Annotated in this window: 16 protein-coding genes; 4 read left to right on the top strand and 12 right to left on the bottom strand. The window is 70.0% G+C overall.

The window, feature by feature from the left end:
* Nucleotides 1-17 precede the first annotated feature (17 nt).
* Complete coding sequence (locus C8261_RS03470) at nucleotides 18-716, top strand: fumarylacetoacetate hydrolase family protein (protein ID WP_107492267.1); 699 nt, start codon at nucleotides 18-20, stop codon at nucleotides 714-716.
* Between the two features lie 70 nt (nucleotides 717-786).
* Here the strand turns inward: C8261_RS03470 and C8261_RS03465 are convergent, their stop codons facing one another.
* The 3 genes from C8261_RS03465 to C8261_RS03455 are packed head-to-tail and all read right to left on the bottom strand — an operon-like array spanning nucleotide 787 to nucleotide 5,921.
* Nucleotides 787-2,019 carry an AsmA family protein gene (locus tag C8261_RS03465; protein ID WP_181358830.1) on the bottom strand — a complete coding sequence of 411 codons (1,233 nt, stop codon included), beginning with the start codon at nucleotides 2,017-2,019 and terminating at the stop codon, nucleotides 787-789.
* Nucleotides 2,020-2,028: 9 nt separating this feature from the next.
* Nucleotides 2,029-4,362, bottom strand: a complete 2,334-nt coding sequence (locus C8261_RS03460) for a CHASE2 domain-containing protein (protein ID WP_146161639.1) — start codon at nucleotides 4,360-4,362, stop codon at nucleotides 2,029-2,031.
* Complete coding sequence (locus C8261_RS03455) at nucleotides 4,329-5,921, bottom strand: FecR domain-containing protein (RefSeq protein ID WP_107492264.1); 1,593 nt, start codon at nucleotides 5,919-5,921, stop codon at nucleotides 4,329-4,331. The genes C8261_RS03460 and C8261_RS03455 overlap by 34 nt, the downstream gene beginning before the upstream one ends.
* Nucleotides 5,922-6,123: 202 nt before the next feature.
* Between C8261_RS03455 and mscL the strand changes: the two genes are divergently transcribed.
* Complete coding sequence (gene mscL, locus C8261_RS03450) at nucleotides 6,124-6,549, top strand: large conductance mechanosensitive channel protein MscL (RefSeq protein ID WP_107492263.1); 426 nt, start codon at nucleotides 6,124-6,126, stop codon at nucleotides 6,547-6,549.
* Here the strand turns inward: mscL and C8261_RS03445 are convergent, their stop codons facing one another.
* From C8261_RS03445 to modD, 8 genes are all read right to left on the bottom strand, one after another.
* On the bottom strand, nucleotides 6,550-7,239 hold the full coding sequence (locus C8261_RS03445) for a response regulator transcription factor (protein ID WP_181358829.1): 690 nt from the start codon (nucleotides 7,237-7,239) through the stop codon (nucleotides 6,550-6,552). It abuts the gene before it with no gap.
* On the bottom strand, nucleotides 7,236-7,877 hold the full coding sequence (locus tag C8261_RS03440) for an MBL fold metallo-hydrolase (RefSeq protein ID WP_107492262.1): 642 nt from the start codon (nucleotides 7,875-7,877) through the stop codon (nucleotides 7,236-7,238). The genes C8261_RS03445 and C8261_RS03440 overlap by 4 nt, the downstream gene beginning before the upstream one ends.
* A gap of 55 nt (nucleotides 7,878-7,932) precedes the next feature.
* Nucleotides 7,933-9,021: a molybdenum ABC transporter ATP-binding protein gene (gene modC, locus C8261_RS03435; protein ID WP_107492261.1), complete on the bottom strand. Its 1,089-nt coding sequence runs from the start codon at nucleotides 9,019-9,021 to the stop codon at nucleotides 7,933-7,935.
* Nucleotides 9,018-9,692, bottom strand: coding sequence for a molybdate ABC transporter permease subunit (gene modB, locus C8261_RS03430; RefSeq protein ID WP_107492260.1), 675 nt, complete (start codon nucleotides 9,690-9,692; stop codon nucleotides 9,018-9,020). Before modB ends, modC begins: the two co-directional genes overlap by 4 nt.
* A gap of 12 nt (nucleotides 9,693-9,704) precedes the next feature.
* Complete coding sequence (gene modA / locus C8261_RS03425; RefSeq protein ID WP_107492259.1) at nucleotides 9,705-10,460, bottom strand: molybdate ABC transporter substrate-binding protein; 756 nt, start codon at nucleotides 10,458-10,460, stop codon at nucleotides 9,705-9,707.
* A 24-nt stretch (nucleotides 10,461-10,484) separates the two neighbouring features.
* Nucleotides 10,485-11,306 carry a TOBE domain-containing protein gene (locus C8261_RS03420; protein WP_107492258.1) on the bottom strand — a complete coding sequence of 274 codons (822 nt, stop codon included), beginning with the start codon at nucleotides 11,304-11,306 and terminating at the stop codon, nucleotides 10,485-10,487.
* Nucleotides 11,307-11,517: 211 nt separating this feature from the next.
* Nucleotides 11,518-11,916: a hypothetical protein gene (locus tag C8261_RS03415; protein ID WP_107492257.1), complete on the bottom strand. Its 399-nt coding sequence runs from the start codon at nucleotides 11,914-11,916 to the stop codon at nucleotides 11,518-11,520.
* Nucleotides 11,909-12,766, bottom strand: coding sequence for a ModD protein (modD, locus tag C8261_RS03410; RefSeq protein ID WP_107492256.1), 858 nt, complete (start codon nucleotides 12,764-12,766; stop codon nucleotides 11,909-11,911). Before modD ends, C8261_RS03415 begins: the two co-directional genes overlap by 8 nt.
* A gap of 208 nt (nucleotides 12,767-12,974) precedes the next feature.
* Here modD and C8261_RS03405 point away from each other — a divergent pair, with 208 nt between their 5' ends.
* Together C8261_RS03405 and C8261_RS03400 are read left to right on the top strand one after the other, a co-directional pair.
* Nucleotides 12,975-13,403, top strand: a complete 429-nt coding sequence (locus C8261_RS03405; protein WP_107492255.1) for a TOBE domain-containing protein — start codon at nucleotides 12,975-12,977, stop codon at nucleotides 13,401-13,403.
* A gap of 184 nt (nucleotides 13,404-13,587) precedes the next feature.
* Nucleotides 13,588-14,148, top strand: coding sequence for a hypothetical protein (locus C8261_RS03400; RefSeq protein WP_107492254.1), 561 nt, complete (start codon nucleotides 13,588-13,590; stop codon nucleotides 14,146-14,148).
* A 326-nt stretch (nucleotides 14,149-14,474) separates the two neighbouring features.
* Here the strand turns inward: C8261_RS03400 and recD are convergent, their stop codons facing one another.
* Nucleotides 14,475-16,301 carry an exodeoxyribonuclease V subunit alpha gene (recD, locus tag C8261_RS03395; RefSeq protein ID WP_107492253.1) on the bottom strand — a complete coding sequence of 609 codons (1,827 nt, stop codon included), beginning with the start codon at nucleotides 16,299-16,301 and terminating at the stop codon, nucleotides 14,475-14,477.
* Between the last annotated feature and the right edge of the window lies 1 nt (nucleotide 16,302).

The raw sequence follows: 16,302 nt of genomic DNA, 5'->3' as shown, positions 1-16,302 counted from the left end.
CTCACAGAGGCTCTTCCATGACCACGCCCTACGTCATTGCCCCGCCCCCCCAGCCCGCCGTGCCGGTGCGCGGCGGCGGACTGTTTCCCGTGCACCGCATCTACTGCGTGGCGCGCAACTACGCCGCCCACGCCCGTGAGATGGGCGGCGACCCCAGTCGCGAAGCGCCGTTCTTCTTCACCAAGGCCGCCGACTGCGTGCTGCCGGTGGCCGATGGCGAATGCGGGCGTTTCCCCTACCCGCTCGCCAGCAACGACGTCCACCACGAGCTCGAGCTGGTCGTTGCCCTCGGCAGCGGCGGCGAGAATCTCAGCGTCGAACAGGCCGCAGCGTGCATCTGGGGCTATGCGGTGGGGCTGGACATGACCCGCCGCGATCTCCAGGGCGAAGCCAAGGCCAAGGGGCGGCCGTGGGACATCGGCAAGATCTTCGAGGCCTCCGCGCCGCTGTCGGCGATCGTTCCCGCCGGTGGCGCGGTTCCGCATGCAGGGGCAATCACCCTGAAGGTCAACGGGGAAGTGCGCCAGCACGGCGATCTGGCCGACATGATCTGGTCGGTGGCGGAGGTGGTGGCCTATTTCTCGCGCTACTACCGCCTCTGCGCCGGCGACCTGATCTTCACCGGTACCCCGGAGGGCGTCGGCCCGGTGCGCCCCGGCGACCGCCTCGAAGGGCAGATCGAGGGCATCGGCAGCCTCAGCGTCGCCGTGGTCTGAGCCGCATTCCGCGCATCGTCACGTCACAGGAGGCTCGGGGCGCCACCGCGCTGCGCCGCACGGAGCGCACTCAATCCAGGCTCACCACGACATCCTCGGCGAGCACCTCGCCAAGGCGCAGGCGACCAATATGCACGCGGCCCTGCAGCGGCCAGCCTTGCCAATCGGGCAGCGTGCTGCCGCCGCCACCAGCGTCGGCCGGCAGGTGTGCGCGCCAGGCCTCGCCATCGACCTCGTCGATGGCGAGGTCGAGCTGTACGGGCGGCTTGCGCTCGCCATCGTAGCGCCAGCCGCCGCGCAGCGCGCTGCCCTCGGCACGGCCGTCGACCTGGCCCTCGAAGCGCCCCGGCACGGCCGCCACGGTACTGTGCAGGGTGATCGCGGGGGCGTCGAGCTCGGCGGCCAGCCAGCCGCTGAGACGCCAGTCGGCTGACCACGCGAAGGCATCGAGCGCTCCACGCAGGCGCAGCTGACGCCCCGCGCCACTCAGGTGCAGCGCTGCGGCGGCATGCTCCGCGGCGCGCACGCCGCCACCGGCAAACTGCCAGCCGCGCCCCTCCAGGGTCGCCTCGTGCACCTGCCAGTGCTCCACGGGGGCGTCCGGCGACGCCGCCAGCCGTGCCTCGCCTCCGCCCTCCAGGGTGAGCACGTCCACCCACAGCGCGCCATCGTCGATGCGGTAGTCGACGGCCATTTCAGCCCTGGCATGGGCCTGCGGCGCCGCGCTGCGCACTTCCGCGTCAACCACCAGCGCTCCGCCATCCAGCACATCCACCGCCGCGCTCAGCGTCAGCGTGGCGATTGCGACCTCCACGGCGGGCACGCCGTCGACAGCGTCGATGCGCAGCCGCAAGGCCCTGCCGTCCACTGCGCGCAGCGCCGGCAGGGCCGGCGGCGTGCCCGCCGCCGCGCGGCGCGGCTGCAGCCAGTGGTCGACGTTCCAGCTGCCATCGGCAAGGCGCTGCAAATGAAGCTCGACCCCGCTGACGGCGAGCGTGTCGATGACGATCTGCCCGCGCCGCAGCGCATCGCGGTCGAGCAAGACCTCGACGCTGTCGACCTGCAACTGCGGCGCAGCCTCGGCGCCGATGCGCAGGCCGTGCACGCGCAAGCGCTGCTGCGGCCACAGCTGCCAGTGCGCCGCAGCCAGCCGCGCCGGCGGCTGCAGCTGCGCCTGCAGCGCGCTTTCCAGCGCCGCGCGCAGCCACGCCTCGCCGCGCCAGTACAGCACCGCCGCGGCAAGGGCGAGCAGCAGCAGGACGGCCAGCAATGCCCGCCGGAGCCATTTCCAGAAGCGCCTCAACACGTCCCCTCAGCTCGGCTGTGCGGGCAGGAAAAGGGTGAAGGTGCTGCCCTGGCCTTCGGCACTGCGCACATCCACCGAACCGCCGTGGCGCTCGGCCACGGTGCGCACCATCAACAGCCCGAGGCCGATGCCATCGCGGCGCTCGGCCGACGGCACTCGCCCGAAGCGGCGGAACAGTCGCGGCAGGTGTTCGGGGGCGATGCCGGGGCCGCTGTCGCTTACCGCTACGGCCCAGCCGCCAGCCGCCGCGCTGAGGACGAGGTCCACCGTTCCCCCGGGCGGCGAATACTTGATGGCATTGGTGAGCAGATTCACCAGCGCACGGCAGAGCAGTTCGCCATCGCCGAGGATGAGGGCGGGGAGCTGCGCTTCGCCGACCTCGATGCGGGTATCGACGAGCACATCCTTGCCGCGAGCCAGCGCCCACACCTCGTCGGCGGCGTCCATTACCACCATATCCACGGCGAGCTCGCGGAAACGCGCCGGATCGAGCGCCTCCGCACGGCTCAGGCGCAGCAGCTGGTCGGCCATGTGGAGGGCACCGCGGGCATGGCGCAGCAGGCGCTGGGCATTCTTGCCGTCACCGCTCGGTACGCCGCCTTCGCCCTCGACGAGGGTGAGGATGGCGGTAAGCGGCGCACGCAGGTCATGGGAGAGGAAGTGCATGGTGTCCTCGCGGGCACGCTGGGCGGCGCGCAGCGCAGTGATGTCGGCAATGCCGATGACCACGCCGCCGCCCTCCCCGGCCACCCCGGCAAGGCCGGCGGCGCTCACCAGCAGGGCCCGCCCGGAATCGGTGCTGGCCTCCACCGCCACACTGGTACCGGCCGCCGGCGCCGGCAGGCCGGCAGCACGCGCCAGCGCGGGCGGCCAGGGCATGGCGGCGAGCGCATCGTGCTGCGCCTGTGGCGCGCTGCAGCCGAGCAGGTCGGCGGCCTGGCGGTTGGCCAGGCGAATACGCCCGCCGGCATCGGCCACCATGGCGCCGACCGGCAGCGCGTCGAGGGTGTCGGCGACGAAGCGCTGCAGGTCGCGCTCACGCCGGGCCGCGGCGCGCACCATGTCGATGCGCGCACGAAAAGGATCGATGACGCTGCCCGCAGGCGCACCGGCAAGCGCCAGGCCGAAGCTCTCGCCGGTGCGCTGCAGGGCGCGCAGCTCGTTATCCAGATAACGCTGGGCGGCTTCCAGGCGGCGCCAGCTCCACAGCGGGTAGGCCAGCACGCAGCCGGCCAGCATGCCCGCCGGCGGCAGCCACAGCTGCGCGCCGCGCAGCAGCAGCCAGCTCCCCGCGAGCACCGCCAGCGCGCAGGCGAACGCCGCCACCAGGGTGAAGCGCGGGCCGGCGCGCAGCATCAGCGCCATCAGTGCAGCGACCACCGCAAGCGCCAGCCAGGCCACGGTGCTGCGCTCGATGCTGTGGATCCCGCTGCCATTGCGCAGGGCGCCGAAGACGGTGGCGTGCACCTCCACACCGGGCATCGGGCGCGCGTGGCCGGAGGTGGGTGTGGGCACGATGTCGCCCATTCCCACCGCGCTGGCACCGACGAACACCACCCGCCCGCGCAGCTCGCCCGCCGCCAGCGCGCCGCGCAGCACGTCTACATAAGACAGGTAGGGGTGACTGCCGGGCGGGCCGATGAAGGGCACGTGCAGCCAGGCATCGCGCCGCCAGCCATCCGCCGGCTCGACCTGCGGGCGGGCGAAGCGCGCCGCCGTGGCCGGCTCCAGCAGTTCCAGCGCCGCCAGCGCGAGCTGCGGATGGTGGGGCGCGCGCATGCCCTCCCACAGATAGACCGAACGGGCGATGCCGTCGGGGTCGAGTTCGATGTGGATGTGCCCGAAGGCCGCCGCCACCGCCGCAAAGGGCGCCGCCGGCAGGGCTTCACCGGCGCTGCGCGCGCCGTAGGTGCCATGGGTGACCGGCAGCACCACGGCCCCGTGGGCAGCCATCGCGCGCGCCAGCGCGGCATCGCCGGCGGGGTCGTGGGGATCCTCCTCGGCAAGGATGATGTCGAGCACCACCACTGCCGCACCGGCCTCGCGGAGACGCTCGACGAGCTGCGCATGTACCGCGCGCGGCCACGGCCAGCGGCCAATCTCGGCGAGGCTGCGGTCATCGATGGCGACGATGCGCACGGCCACGTCCGGGTCATGGCGCTGGGTGGCCATGGCGGCATCGTAGAGCAGGCTGTCAACACGCCACAGCCAGCCCCACGCCGAGGCCCCGGCGGCCAGCCCGGCGCAGATCAGCAGCACCGCCAGCCACTCGGCCAGCGGCGCGCCAAGGACGCGGCGCAGGCGGCTCAGAGCGCCAGCAGGGGCAGGAACAGCATCCACCACGGGAAGTCCGCCGGCACGACGACGCGCTGGGCGCCCGACCAGGCGCCGACGAAGCCGTCGGCATCGATCGCGCGCACGCGCATAAAATACGTCTCCGGCCCCGGGCGCGGCAGCTCGACACCGGGCTCCACCACCCGCCCTTCGGCGCGCACCTGGGTGAAGGCCTCATCGCCGGCGAACTGGTAGTCATAAACCTGGCCGGCCTCGCCGTTCCAGCGGAACACCAGGGTGTCGCCGGCGATCTGCGGCGCTTCGGTAAGCTCCGCCGGCGGGCGCACCGCCAGGGCGGCAGCCGGCGACCACGGCCCCTGGTCGCCGTCGGCACGCAGGCTGGCCACCCGCCACTGGTACTCGCCGGCGTCCAGCGCGTGTTCGACAGCGGTGGCGGCGATGTCCGCGCGATCCACCAGCGGCGCCGCAAAGCCCTCGGCGGCGGCGATCTGCAGGCGGTAGCGCGCTGCTTCCGGTGCCCCGCTCCAGCTGAAGGCAACGCTGCCGGCAGCGACCTTGCCGGCAGCCGCCGGTTCGGCGAGGAAAGGTGGTTCCGGACGCGCCTTGAGGCGGAAGGCATGCACGGCGTCGTGGCCTTCCAGGCCATCGGCGGTGATCGCACGCACGCGCAGGAAGTAATCGCCGTCGGGCAGGCCGGGGAAGCGGGCCTCAGCGCTGCCGGCATGTTCGCCGAGGACCTTGATGAAGTCCGCACTGGCGGCAAGCTGGTAGCGCCAGGCGGCAACCCCGGCGCTCAGGGGCAGCGCGAAGCGCGGCAGGGGATCGTCGAAGAAGTCGGGCAGGCCGTCCACCGCCGGCGCCGACGGCAGCGCGCGCGCCGCACCGAGACGGCCATCGGCCGCGGCAAGGACGCCGAAACCTGCGGCCAGCTCACGCTGCCGCCCGCCGGCCTGCACCGCCACGCGCCCTTCGGTGACTTCGGCGCGGCTGCCCTGTGGCGAGGCGGCGACCCGGAAGGCGGTGCCGCGCACGCCGATCACCGCGGTCGGCGTGTCGACACGGAAACGCGCCGCCGGCCCACGCTGCGGCGGCACCGTGGCCTCCACGCGGCCGTCGTGGACGCGCACGCGCACCTCTTCGCCAGGCGCCAGGCGGTAGCCATGGAGGGCCTGCAGACGGGCGCTGGAGGCCGCCGGCAGGGCGACCAGCGCGCCATCGGGGAAGGCCAGCACGAGGTGGGCGTCGGCCGCGGTACGCAGTTCCGCACCGGCGGCCACCTCCGCCCCTTCGGCAAGTGCGAGGCCATCCGCAAAGGCCTCTCCGCGCAGCGCCACCACCCGCGCCACGCGCGGTTCGGGGCGCAGCAGCGCGCGCGGGATGCGCAACTCGGTACCGACCGGGATGCGGTAGGGATCTTCAATGCCGTTGAGCGCCTGCAGCCGCGGCCAGGCCTGCGGGCGGGTGAGGAAGCGTTCGCCGATGCCGATCAGGGTATCGCCGGCGACGACGCGGTAGCGGATCTCGTCAGCGGCGCGCGCCAGCGTCGGCAGCGCCATCGACAATGACAGGGCGAGAAGGACGAGGATGCGGCGGCAGGCAGTCATGGTATCGGTGACATGCGGAGATGGAGGGCCAGTGTAGTCACTTGCAGCGGCAACACTGCAAGATTATGCAATACCTCCACCATCCGGGCAGACTGTACTGCACCATGGCGGGTGGTTATGATCCATTCCGGCACCGCGCCACTGCAGAGGCTCCGCCCCCGCGGCCGCGGCCCGGAGAACCGCCCACCTACCGGAGAATGCGATGAGCTTCATCAAGGAATTCAAGGAATTCGCCCTGCGCGGCAATGTCGTCGACCTGGCCGTCGGCGTGGTAATCGGCGCGGCCTTCGGCAAGATCGTCGATTCGCTGGTGAAGGACATCATGATGCCCATCCTCGGCCGCCTGATGGGCGGGGTGGACTTCCGCCACCTCTACATCAACCTCGGCGAGCAAACCTTCGCGACCCTCGCCGAAGCGGAGAAGGCCGGCGCACCGCTGATCAAGTACGGCGCCTTCATCAACACCGCGATCGATTTCGTCATCATCGCCTTCGCCATCTTCCTCGCCATCAAGGCCATGAACCGGCTGAAGCGCGCCGAACCGCCGCCGGCACCCGCCGAACCGGCGCCGGAACCGGAAGACATCAAGCTGCTGCGCGAAATCCGCGACGCGCTCAAGCGCGACTGATCAGGCCGCCTCGATGCGCTCGAGGCGGTAGCCGTAGTTGTAGGTCGGGCTGAGGCGGAAGCCGCGCTCGGGGCGCAGGCCGAGCTTGGTGCGCACGCGGCTGATGTGGGTATCGACGGTGCGCGTGGCGACGTTGGGACTGCGCCCCCACACCGCTTCGAGCATGTGGCCGCGGGAGAGCAGGCGGCCAAGGTTGCGGAACAGGAAGAGGGCGAGGTCGAACTCCTTTTCGGTCAGTTCGACCGCTGCGCCATCCACGCTGACCGTCTTGCCCTGCGTATCGAAGCGGTAGATGCCCGCCTCCAGCACCGTTTCGGCAGCCACCGGGCGGGCGCGGCGCATCACCGCGTCGATGCGCGAGAGGGTCTCGAAGCGGCGCAGCGGCTTGACGATGTAGTCGTCCGCACCGCCGCCCAGAGCTGCCACCACGTCCTCCTCGGCATCGCGGGCAGTGGCGAAGATCGCCGGGGTGTCGTCCTGGCGGTCGACGCGCAGCCAGCGCAGGACTTCCTGCCCGGTGGTATCGGGCAGCGACCAGTCGAGCAGGCAGAGGTCGAAGCTCTCGCGCCCGACCACGCGGATGAAGTCGCGCCCGCAGGGGAACACATGAACGTCGTCGCCACGCTCGCGCAGCCAGGCGCTGAGGGTGTCGCTATGCACCGGATCGTCTTCGAGCAGTGCCACTCTCATGCGTAGTCCCCCACATAGGGATTGTCGGCGCGTTCGTCGCCGAAGGTGGAGCGCGGCCCGTGACCGGGCAGGAAGCAGACGTCGTCGCCGAGCGGGAAGAGCTTCTCGCGGATCGAGGCGATCAAGGTGGCGTGATCGCCGCGCGGAAAATCGGTGCGCCCGATGGAGCCGGCAAAGAGCACGTCGCCGACGATGGCCAGACGGCTGCCGGGATGGAAGAACACCACATGCCCCGGCGTGTGCCCCGGGGTATGGATGACCTGCAGGGTCTCCTTGCCGACGGTGACGGTGTCGCCGTCATTGAGCCAGCGTGTGGGTTCGAAACTCTCCACATCCGGGAAACCGAACATCCTGCTCTGCTGCGGCATGCCGTCGATCCAGAAGCGGTCTTCCTCCTGCGGCCCCTCCACCGGCACCTGCAAGGCGCGGGCGAGCTTCGCGGTACCGCCGGCATGGTCGATGTGGCCGTGGGTGATGAGGATCTTGTCGACCTCCACCCCCTCCTCGCGCACGGCGGCGAGGATGCGCTCGACGTCGCCGCCCGGATCGACCACCGCTGCGCGCCGCGTGGCGTCGCACCACAGCAGCGTACAGTTCTGTTCGAAGGGCGTTACAGGGATGGTGCGGCAGTGAAGCATGGCGGCTGCATCCGGCGGTTGAAAGGGGCAATGATAGCCCATCGTCCGCCGGCCCTCAGCCCAGCAGCGCCACCGCCTTGATCTGCGCCCACATGCGCAGCCCGGTTTCGATCTGCAACTGGTCCAGCGAGCGCCGCGTGATGCGCGCGATCAGCGCCGTACCTTCGGCCTCCAGGCGCACCAGCACATGCGCCGGGGTATCGGCATCGGCGATCTCGGTCACCGTCGCCGGCAGCAGGTTGGTGATGCTGGTGCCCTCCACCCGCTCGCGCGCCAGGCTGACGTCGCGCGCATGCACGCGGCAGCGCAGACGGCTGCCGGGGGCTTCCGGGCGCCGGGCGACAAAAACACTGCCGCCCGCAAAGTCCAGTCGGGTGAGGTGGTAGCGCGCGTCATGCTCGCCCACCGTGGCCTCGATGACCACCCCGGCGTCCTCCGCGAAGGCCAGCGGCAGGTCGAGACGCGCCAGGGTCTCGCCCAGTCCGCCGCTGGCGACCACGCGCCCTTCTTCCATCAGCACCACATGATCGGCCAGGCGGGCGACCTCGTCCGGAGAATGGCTGACGTAGAGCACCGGGATGTCCAGCTCGTCATGCAGGCGTTCCAGGTAGGGCAGGATCTCGGCCTTGCGCTTGAGGTCCAGCGCGGCCAGCGGCTCGTCCATCAGCAGCAGCTCGGGGCTGGTGGCCAGCGCCCGGGCGATCCCCACGCGCTGGCGCTCGCCCCCCGAGAGCCCACCCGGCATACGCTCCAGCAGGTGACCGATACCCAGCAACTCAACCGCGTGGTCGAGCGACACGCGGTGCTGCCCGCCGACGCGCTTGCGGCCGAACTCAAGGTTCCTGCGCACTGACAGGTGAGGGAACAGGCTGGCTTCCTGAAACACGTAGCCCAAGGGGCGCTTGTGGGTGGGAAGGAAGGCGCCGTGCGCGCTGTCCTGCCACACGGTGCCCTTGAACAAAACCTCGCCGACGCCGCGCTCCAGCCCGGCAATGCAACGCAGCAGCGTGGTCTTGCCCGAGCCGGAGTGGCCGAACAGCGCAGTCACACCGCGGCCGGGCAGGTCGAGGTCCACGTCGAGCGTGAAACCTGGCCAGTCCACCCGGCAGCGGGCACGGATGCCGTCCGCGCTCAGAGCGTTCATTTCCATGCGCGCACGCCCTTGCGGGTATAGAGGAAGAGCAGCACCACGAAGCTGAAGGCCAGCATGCCGGCCGACAGCAGGTGGGCCTCGGCGTACTCCAGCGCCTCGACATGATCGTAGATCTGCACCGACACCACGCGAGTTTTCTCCGGAATATTGCCGCCTATCATCAGCACCACGCCAAATTCGCCGACGGTATGGGCAAAGCCCAGCACCGCTGCAGTGACAAAGCCGGGACGGGCGAGTGGCACGACCACGCTGAAGAAGGTATCCAGCGGGCCGGCGCGCAGCGTGGCAGCGGCCTCCAGCATGCGCTCGCCGACCGCCTCGAAGGCGTTCTGCACCGGCTGCACGACGAAGGGCAGCGAATAGAACACCGAGGCCACCACCAGCCCGGGGAAGGTAAACGGCAAGGTGCCCAGCCCCAGGCTCTCGGTAAAGCGTCCGACCGGGCCGTTGGGCCCCATCGCCACCAGCAGATAGAAGCCCAGCACGGTGGGCGGCAGCACCAGCGGCAACGCCACCACCGCGCCCACCACGCCCTTCCACTTCGAGCGCGTGCGCGCCAGCCACCAGGCGATCGGGGTGCCGACGATGAGCAGGATCACGGTGGTCACCGTGGCCAGCTTGAGGGTCAGGCGGATGGCGGCGAGATCGACTTCGGTCAGCATGCCGGACGCGCCTCAGAACTCGTAGCCGTAGGCGCGGATAATGGCCCGCGCCTTCTCGCCCTTCAGGAACTCGACCAGTTCCACAGCAACCGGATTTCTCGCCCCGCGGGAGAGGATAACCGCGTCCTGACGGATCTCGGGGTACAGGTCGGTGGGCACCAGCCACGCAGACCCCCCGGTAACGCGCCCTTCCTCCATCACCTGGGACAGTGCGACGAAGCCCAGTTCGGCGTTTCCGGTAAAGATGAACTGGTAGGTCTGCGAGATGTTCTCACCGGTCACGAACTTGGGCTGGACCGCATCGAGCAGACCCAGGCGGGTCAAGGCCTCGATGGCGGCCGCACCATAAGGCGCAGTCTTGGGGCTCGCAATCGCGACATGCCGGAACCCACCGCGGCGCAATATCTCGCCTTGCGGATCCACATAGCCTTCGCGCGCCGACCACAGCACCAGCTTGCCTATCGCGTAGGTGAAACGACTCCCCGGGACGATGCGCCCCTCACTCTCCAGCCGCGCCGGGGTGCGATCATCGGCCGCGAGGAAGACCTCGAAGGGGGCGCCGTTGATGATCTGCGCGTAGAACTTCCCGGTAGCACCATAAGACAGCAGGACGCGGTGCCCGCTCGCCTTCTCGAACTCGGCCGCTATCTTCTGCATGGGTGCAGTGAAGTTGGCCGCCACGGCAACCTGGACCTCTGCGGCCTGGGCAAGGACGGGAGCCAGCACGAGGGCGCCTCCGGACAGCAGTTTGGCAAACACGCGTTTCATGAGCGTCACTCCATCGGGACAGGATCAGTCATAGGTCGCCAGGATCACGCTGGACGACTTGAAGATGGCGCAGGCGCGGGTACCCTCCGCCAGGCCAAGGTTTTCGCAACTGCCGTGGGTGACCACGGCGGTGACGTTCTTGCCCGAAGGCAGCAGCAGGGTGACCTCGTCGTTCACCGAGCCTTCATGAATGGCGGAGATTTCGCCCCACAGCTGGTTGCGTGCGGTAAGGCGGATCTCGCCGTCGGTGGACAGCAGCACCGAGGACGACTTGACCAGCGCGAACACCTCCTTGCCGATCGCCAGGGCGAGGTTCTCTGCGCTGGCCTTGGTGATCACCGCGACGATCTCGGTGTGCCTGTCCAGGCGCAGGCGCACCTCGTAATCCACCTCGCCGTCGCGCAACGCGACGATGGGGCCGGAGAACTGGTTGCGCGCGCTGGTCTTCATGGCCATGCGCTGCATCAGGCGGCGGAACTCGTCGATGCTTACCGGACCGTCGTCGACCAGGCGCGCGGCTACCCGCTCGAGCGCCGCCTGGGTCTCGATCTCCAGCGCCCGGTACATCGCCACCATGCGCCGCCCGTAGTCGGTGAGCAGCGTGCCGCCGCCCTGGCGTCCACCAGTCACGCGCACCACCAGCGGCTCGGGCGACAGGTTGTTGAGGCTGTCCACCGCATCCCACGCCGCCTTGTAGGACAGCGGCACCGCCTTGGCGGCCTGATTGATCGAACCGAGGCGGTCGATCGCCTCCAGCAGGCGCACCCGGGTGTCGGACAGCGCGCTGCCGGCTGGGGCATCGATCGACAGGCGGCCGAGAAAACGCTCGGGACATTGCGGGCTCATGCTCGCTCCTTATATGTTTCGATGTATATAGCGATAAACGTGCCAGAACGCGCCGGGATCGACAACCAGCTCTGCTCACGCTCCTGCTGACGAAACGCCTGCAAAGCCGCGAAATGCACGCGTTTCTTTATGTAGTTAACGCTACAACGAGTCCGTAATCCGACACAAGCTGTGCGACAGCCGCGGACGACGGACCCGATACGGCTCCACCTCAACGCGGCATCCGCTCACTGAAGAGGTAGAACGGCTGCGGCGGCGTGCAGCGCTCATTGCCGAGGACCACACGGCACACCAGCCAGCGCCCGTCGCGCAGACGCCAGGCGGTGACCGACTCGCCCGCGGTCGCCACCATGTAGAACTCCTCGTCATCGTCCGAGCACGGCGCGCTGAGCGTCCAGCGGTGCGCGTAGTAGCACGGCTCACCGTCCTCGTCGCGGCCGAAGATGCGTTCGGCTGCCAGCTCGGGGTCGCGGTGAATGTCGAAATCGAGCGCCGCAATGACCTGATCACGCCAGTGCGAGGGCAACCCCTGGCGCCACTCAACGCGGGCACCATTGCCAAGGCGCCGGCAACTGGCGGCCAGTCCCATGCTGAAGGCGCCCTCACACATCCGCCACCCCTCCCCGCAGGCGTTCGAAGCCCACCGCGACATCGGCGGGCGGAGCTCCGTACGGTGCCGAGGTGGCGATCATGTCGGCCCCCGCTGCAGCGTAGGCCGCCGCGTTATGCGCCCCTACACCGCCGGTCGCCACCAGCAGCGGTGTCAGTCCTGCGGCGTGCAGGCGCCCGCGCAGCGCTGCCACCGCCTGCGGAGGAAACTTCTCCAGCTGCAGGATTTCCGCCCCCGCCGCAGCCCACACCATGGCCTCATCGATATCCGCGACCTCGACGACGGCGCGCTTCTCGGGCTGCCGCGCGCGCAGGCGGCGCAGGGTGGCAGCGGCGCAGTCATCGACAAAGAGGCGATGCTCGGCAAACACCAGCAGGGTCTCCGACAGACCGAGGCGGTGGGCGATGGCACCACCGGCACACACCGCCTTGATCGACAGCGCCTTGGTACCGGGTACGCTCTTGCGCGTGCAGGCCACCGGCAATGGCCGCGCGGCGCTGACAATGGCGGCCGCACTGCCGGCCACCCCGCTCATCCATTCGACCAGGATCTGGGCCGTCTTCCAGGCCCGGTGCAGCGCACCGGCGCTGCCCTCGACATGCAGCAGCTCGGCACCCGCCGCCACGTCGGTGCCCGACCTCACGGCGGGCCGGCACTGTGCCGCACCGGCGAGCTCGAACAGCCGGACTGCTTCCTCGACGCCACAGACTCGCATCGCACCACGGGCACGGAACGTCAGCCGCCCCGGACAGGTTTCTATTCCCAGGGTTGCGGTCGTAAGGTCTCCTGCCGGCACGTCATCGCGCAACAGACCGTGCAGCACCTCGTCGGAGACTGCGCATGAATTCATCTTCAACACCTCGGATGATCTGTTTATGTCCGTATACAGCGATATTCGTGCCAACCGCCCAGGGCGTTATTTCAGCCGTTATGGTTGCTCCAATACAGGCGCACGAACTAGAGTCTGCCGGCGCAGGCCTGCGCTGCCGCAGCTTCATTTTATGTAGCCAACAATACAGCGCGTCAACAAACCGACATTTCGCGAACAGGAGCCCACGATGAAAGTCAGCGCACGCAACATCTTCCGCGGCAAGGTCGCCGCCACCCGTCCCGGCACCGTCAACGCCGAGGTGGACATCGACCTCGGCGGTGGTGACCACCTCACCGCCGTCGTCACCCTGACCAGCCTCAAGGAACTCGGCCTCAGCACCGGCTGCGCAGTCATTGCACTGGTCAAGGCTCCATGGGTGATGGTGCTCACCGACGCCTCAGGGGTGAAGCTCTCCGCGCGCAACAAGCTGGCAGGGACCGTGAAGGCGGTGGAGGTCGGCGCCGTGAATGCCGAGGTCTGCATTGCCCTGCCCGGCGGCACCGAGGTCATGGCGGTGATCACCCGCGATGCGGTCAACGAACTCGGCCTCAAAGCGGGCGTCGCCGCCACCGCCGTGATCAAGGCCTCGCACGTGGTACTGGGCGTACCGGCCTGAAACGCAGACGACGTCGCAAATCCGACAATCTGTCGCATAGCCGCCGCCTGCGCCGCCCCCAACGACGCTGCGGCAGATCACCGCGCGCGGCAGGGCGCGGGTTTGCGGCGCGCCTGCCGGCCAGGAAAGGCTGGCGCAGTTCCTGCTGAAGGGTGGCATTTCACCCACTGCAAGAGGTCGCGACATGCTGCTCAAGCGTTACGAAGAACAGAACCTGCTGTTCAACTCCAACTTCACCGAAGCGGCCGGCGCCGGCCTCACCGCCTACCGCGGCGATCTGGTGCTGACCGAAGGCGAGATCGCCGATGCCTCCGGCCGCCGCAAGCCGCCCACCGCCAGCGTGCGCCAGTCGGTGCTGCTGGCCAACGCCGAGAAGCTGGTGCTGGCCGCCGGCCTGCTCGACGACATCGCCAAGCTGCCGCTGTTCGTCGAGCGCTATGGCAAGGACTTCGCTGCCGACATGCAGGCGGTGTTCTTCGTGAACAACATCGGCAAGGCCATGCAACTGACGCTGGACGGGGTCGGCTTCAAGCTGCTGCCGCTGGAAGACGGCATGGTGTGGAACGAGCTGCTCGAAGAACTGCGCCTGGAGAAGGGTGACCTCAAGGGCCAGAGCGCCGGCGAAAAGGTCGCCACGGTCTGTAGCGCGCTCAAGGACTACAAGCCCAGGGGAGCCGAGGTGGCGCTGGAAGCGGCGCTGGCCGACACCATCGAAGTCAGGCACGGCGGTCGCGGCCCGGTATAAGCGCCAGCACCGCTGTCCTATTAACCCGGCAATCAGATACCGTTCGGCCTGTCGAAGCGCAGTCGGCACGAACGCCCTTCGACAAGGCTCTCCTGAGCGTAGCCGAAGGGCTCAGGGCGAACGGGATAGCGCATTTCGTTGCCGGGTAAACCCGCATTTCCCACACAGGCACGTCACGAGGGGGTCGAGGCGCCGTCGTGGTGCGCCGCACGGAGCGAGCGGCGCCGAAGGCGTAGCTGACACGACGTCGAGGCGGCGCGAGCGAGTACGGCGTGCCACGGCGAGCGTATCGGCACCCGCAGCAGGGACGGGGTGAGACATGCGGGTCAATACCCTGATGGCGGCTGCGGGACAGTCGTCGACGGGCGTTCCGCAAGGCGCGCGGCAAGGCCGGAGTGGCGTAGCGTGCGCCGTCCGCAGGCCGCCGCAAAGGCTGCGGCGCTGCCGGCCAGCGTCACCTGGCGCGCCGCGCGGGTGACACCGGTATAGAGCAGCTCGCGGCTCAGCACCGCCGCGGTGGCGTCCGGCAGCACCATCAGCACGGCGTCGAACTCCGAGCCCTGGGCCTTGTGCACGGTGAGCGCGAAGGCGGTTTCGTGTTCGGGCAGGCGCAGCGCCGCGAGGGTGCGAAAGCCTCCGCCCGCTGCGGGAAAGCAGACCTGCAGGCGGCCGTCGGCATCCGCCAGGGTGAGGCCGATGTCGCCGTTGTAGAGCCCGAGCACGTAGTCGTTGCGCAGCACGATCACCGGGCGCCCCGGATACCACGCACTGCCGGCAGCGGGGGCGTGGCCCAGGCGCGCGCGCAGGTATTGCCCGAGGTGGCGGTTGAGCGCCGCCACGCCGCGCGGCCCGTCGTGCACGGCGGCGAGGATACGGAAGCGTTCGAAGGCGGCGAAGGCCGTGGCGGGGTCGTGCGGGGCGCAGCGCAGGGCCTCGAGGTAGTCACCATAGCCCGCCTCGCAGGCGGCCAGCAGCGCGGCGCCAGGCTGGCGGCCGTCGTCGTCGAGCCACTGCACGGCGCCGTCGGCGGCATCGCGCAGCCAAGCCAGGGTGGCGGCCGCATGGCCGCCGTTGATACCGGTGGCGAGACGGCCGATGCCGGAGCCGGCGGCAAAACGGTGGCTTTCGGTGAGCCACACCACGCTGTCGGGCAAGGCCCCTGCCTCGCCATCCGCAACCGGCGGCGCCCCTGCCAGTGCGGCCAGGCGCGCCGCGGTGGAGGCACGCCAGCGACTGCCGGCGGAGAGTTCGGCGAACACCGCGCCGGCCTCGACGGCGGCGAGCTGATCCTTGTCGCCAAGGAGGATCAGACGCGCCCCCGGCGGCACCGCCTCTACCAGACTGGTAGCGAGGGCAAGATCGAGCATCGAGGCCTCGTCAACCACCACCACGTCGAACGGCAGCAGATGCCCGCCATGGTGGCGGAAGCGCCCGCTGGTGGCGGTGACACCGAGCAGGCGGTGCACCGTCCACGCTTCCTCGGGCAGGCAGGCGCGCAGCGCGGCGGGCAGACTCGCAGCGCGCGCGCGCAGGGCTTCGAGCATGCGTGCGGCGGCCTTGCCGGTGGGCGCCGCGAGCGCCACCCGCAGCGTCGGCTGCAGGCTCAGCAGGCAACCCAGGAGGGCCGCCACGGTGGTTGTCTTGCCGGTGCCGGGGCCACCGCTGATCACCGTCAACGGGCGCAGCAGCGCCAGCGCCGCGGCCAGGCGCTGGCGATCCGGGCGGGCGCCGGCGCGAGGCGGGAAGAAGCGTGCCAGCAGCGCCCCCACCGCCTCCTCGTCGAGCACCGCGTCGGGCGCCGCGGCACGCGCGCGCAAGAGGTCCGCGAGGGCCCCTTCGAGATCGAAATGACGGCGCAGGTAGAGGCGGCCGTCGGCATCGACGACCAGCGGCCGGGCACTGCCGGAGGGCGGCGGGCCGGCATCGACGACGGCGCTGGCCAGCAGGGTGGCGCGCAGGCCGGCGACATCGCCGTCCTCGGCAAGCTCGGCGAGCGGCACGCAGACGTGCCCGGCGCTGCCGGCAAGGGCGAGCTGGCGGCCGACGCGGCGCAGCGCTGCCAGCGCAGCGGGCGGCGCGCCCAGCGCCCGCGCCCAGTCGGCGAGGTGCTCGGCAAAGCCGGTGGCAAGGTCGAGGGCGGCGTGGTCGGACATC

Source organism: Pseudothauera lacus (genome assembly GCF_003034845.1).
In the GTDB taxonomy this organism is placed as follows: domain Bacteria; phylum Pseudomonadota; class Gammaproteobacteria; order Burkholderiales; family Rhodocyclaceae; genus Pseudothauera; species Pseudothauera lacus.
The sequence above is the reverse complement of the archived record's forward strand: the minus strand, read 5'-3'. Positions and strand labels throughout refer to the sequence as shown.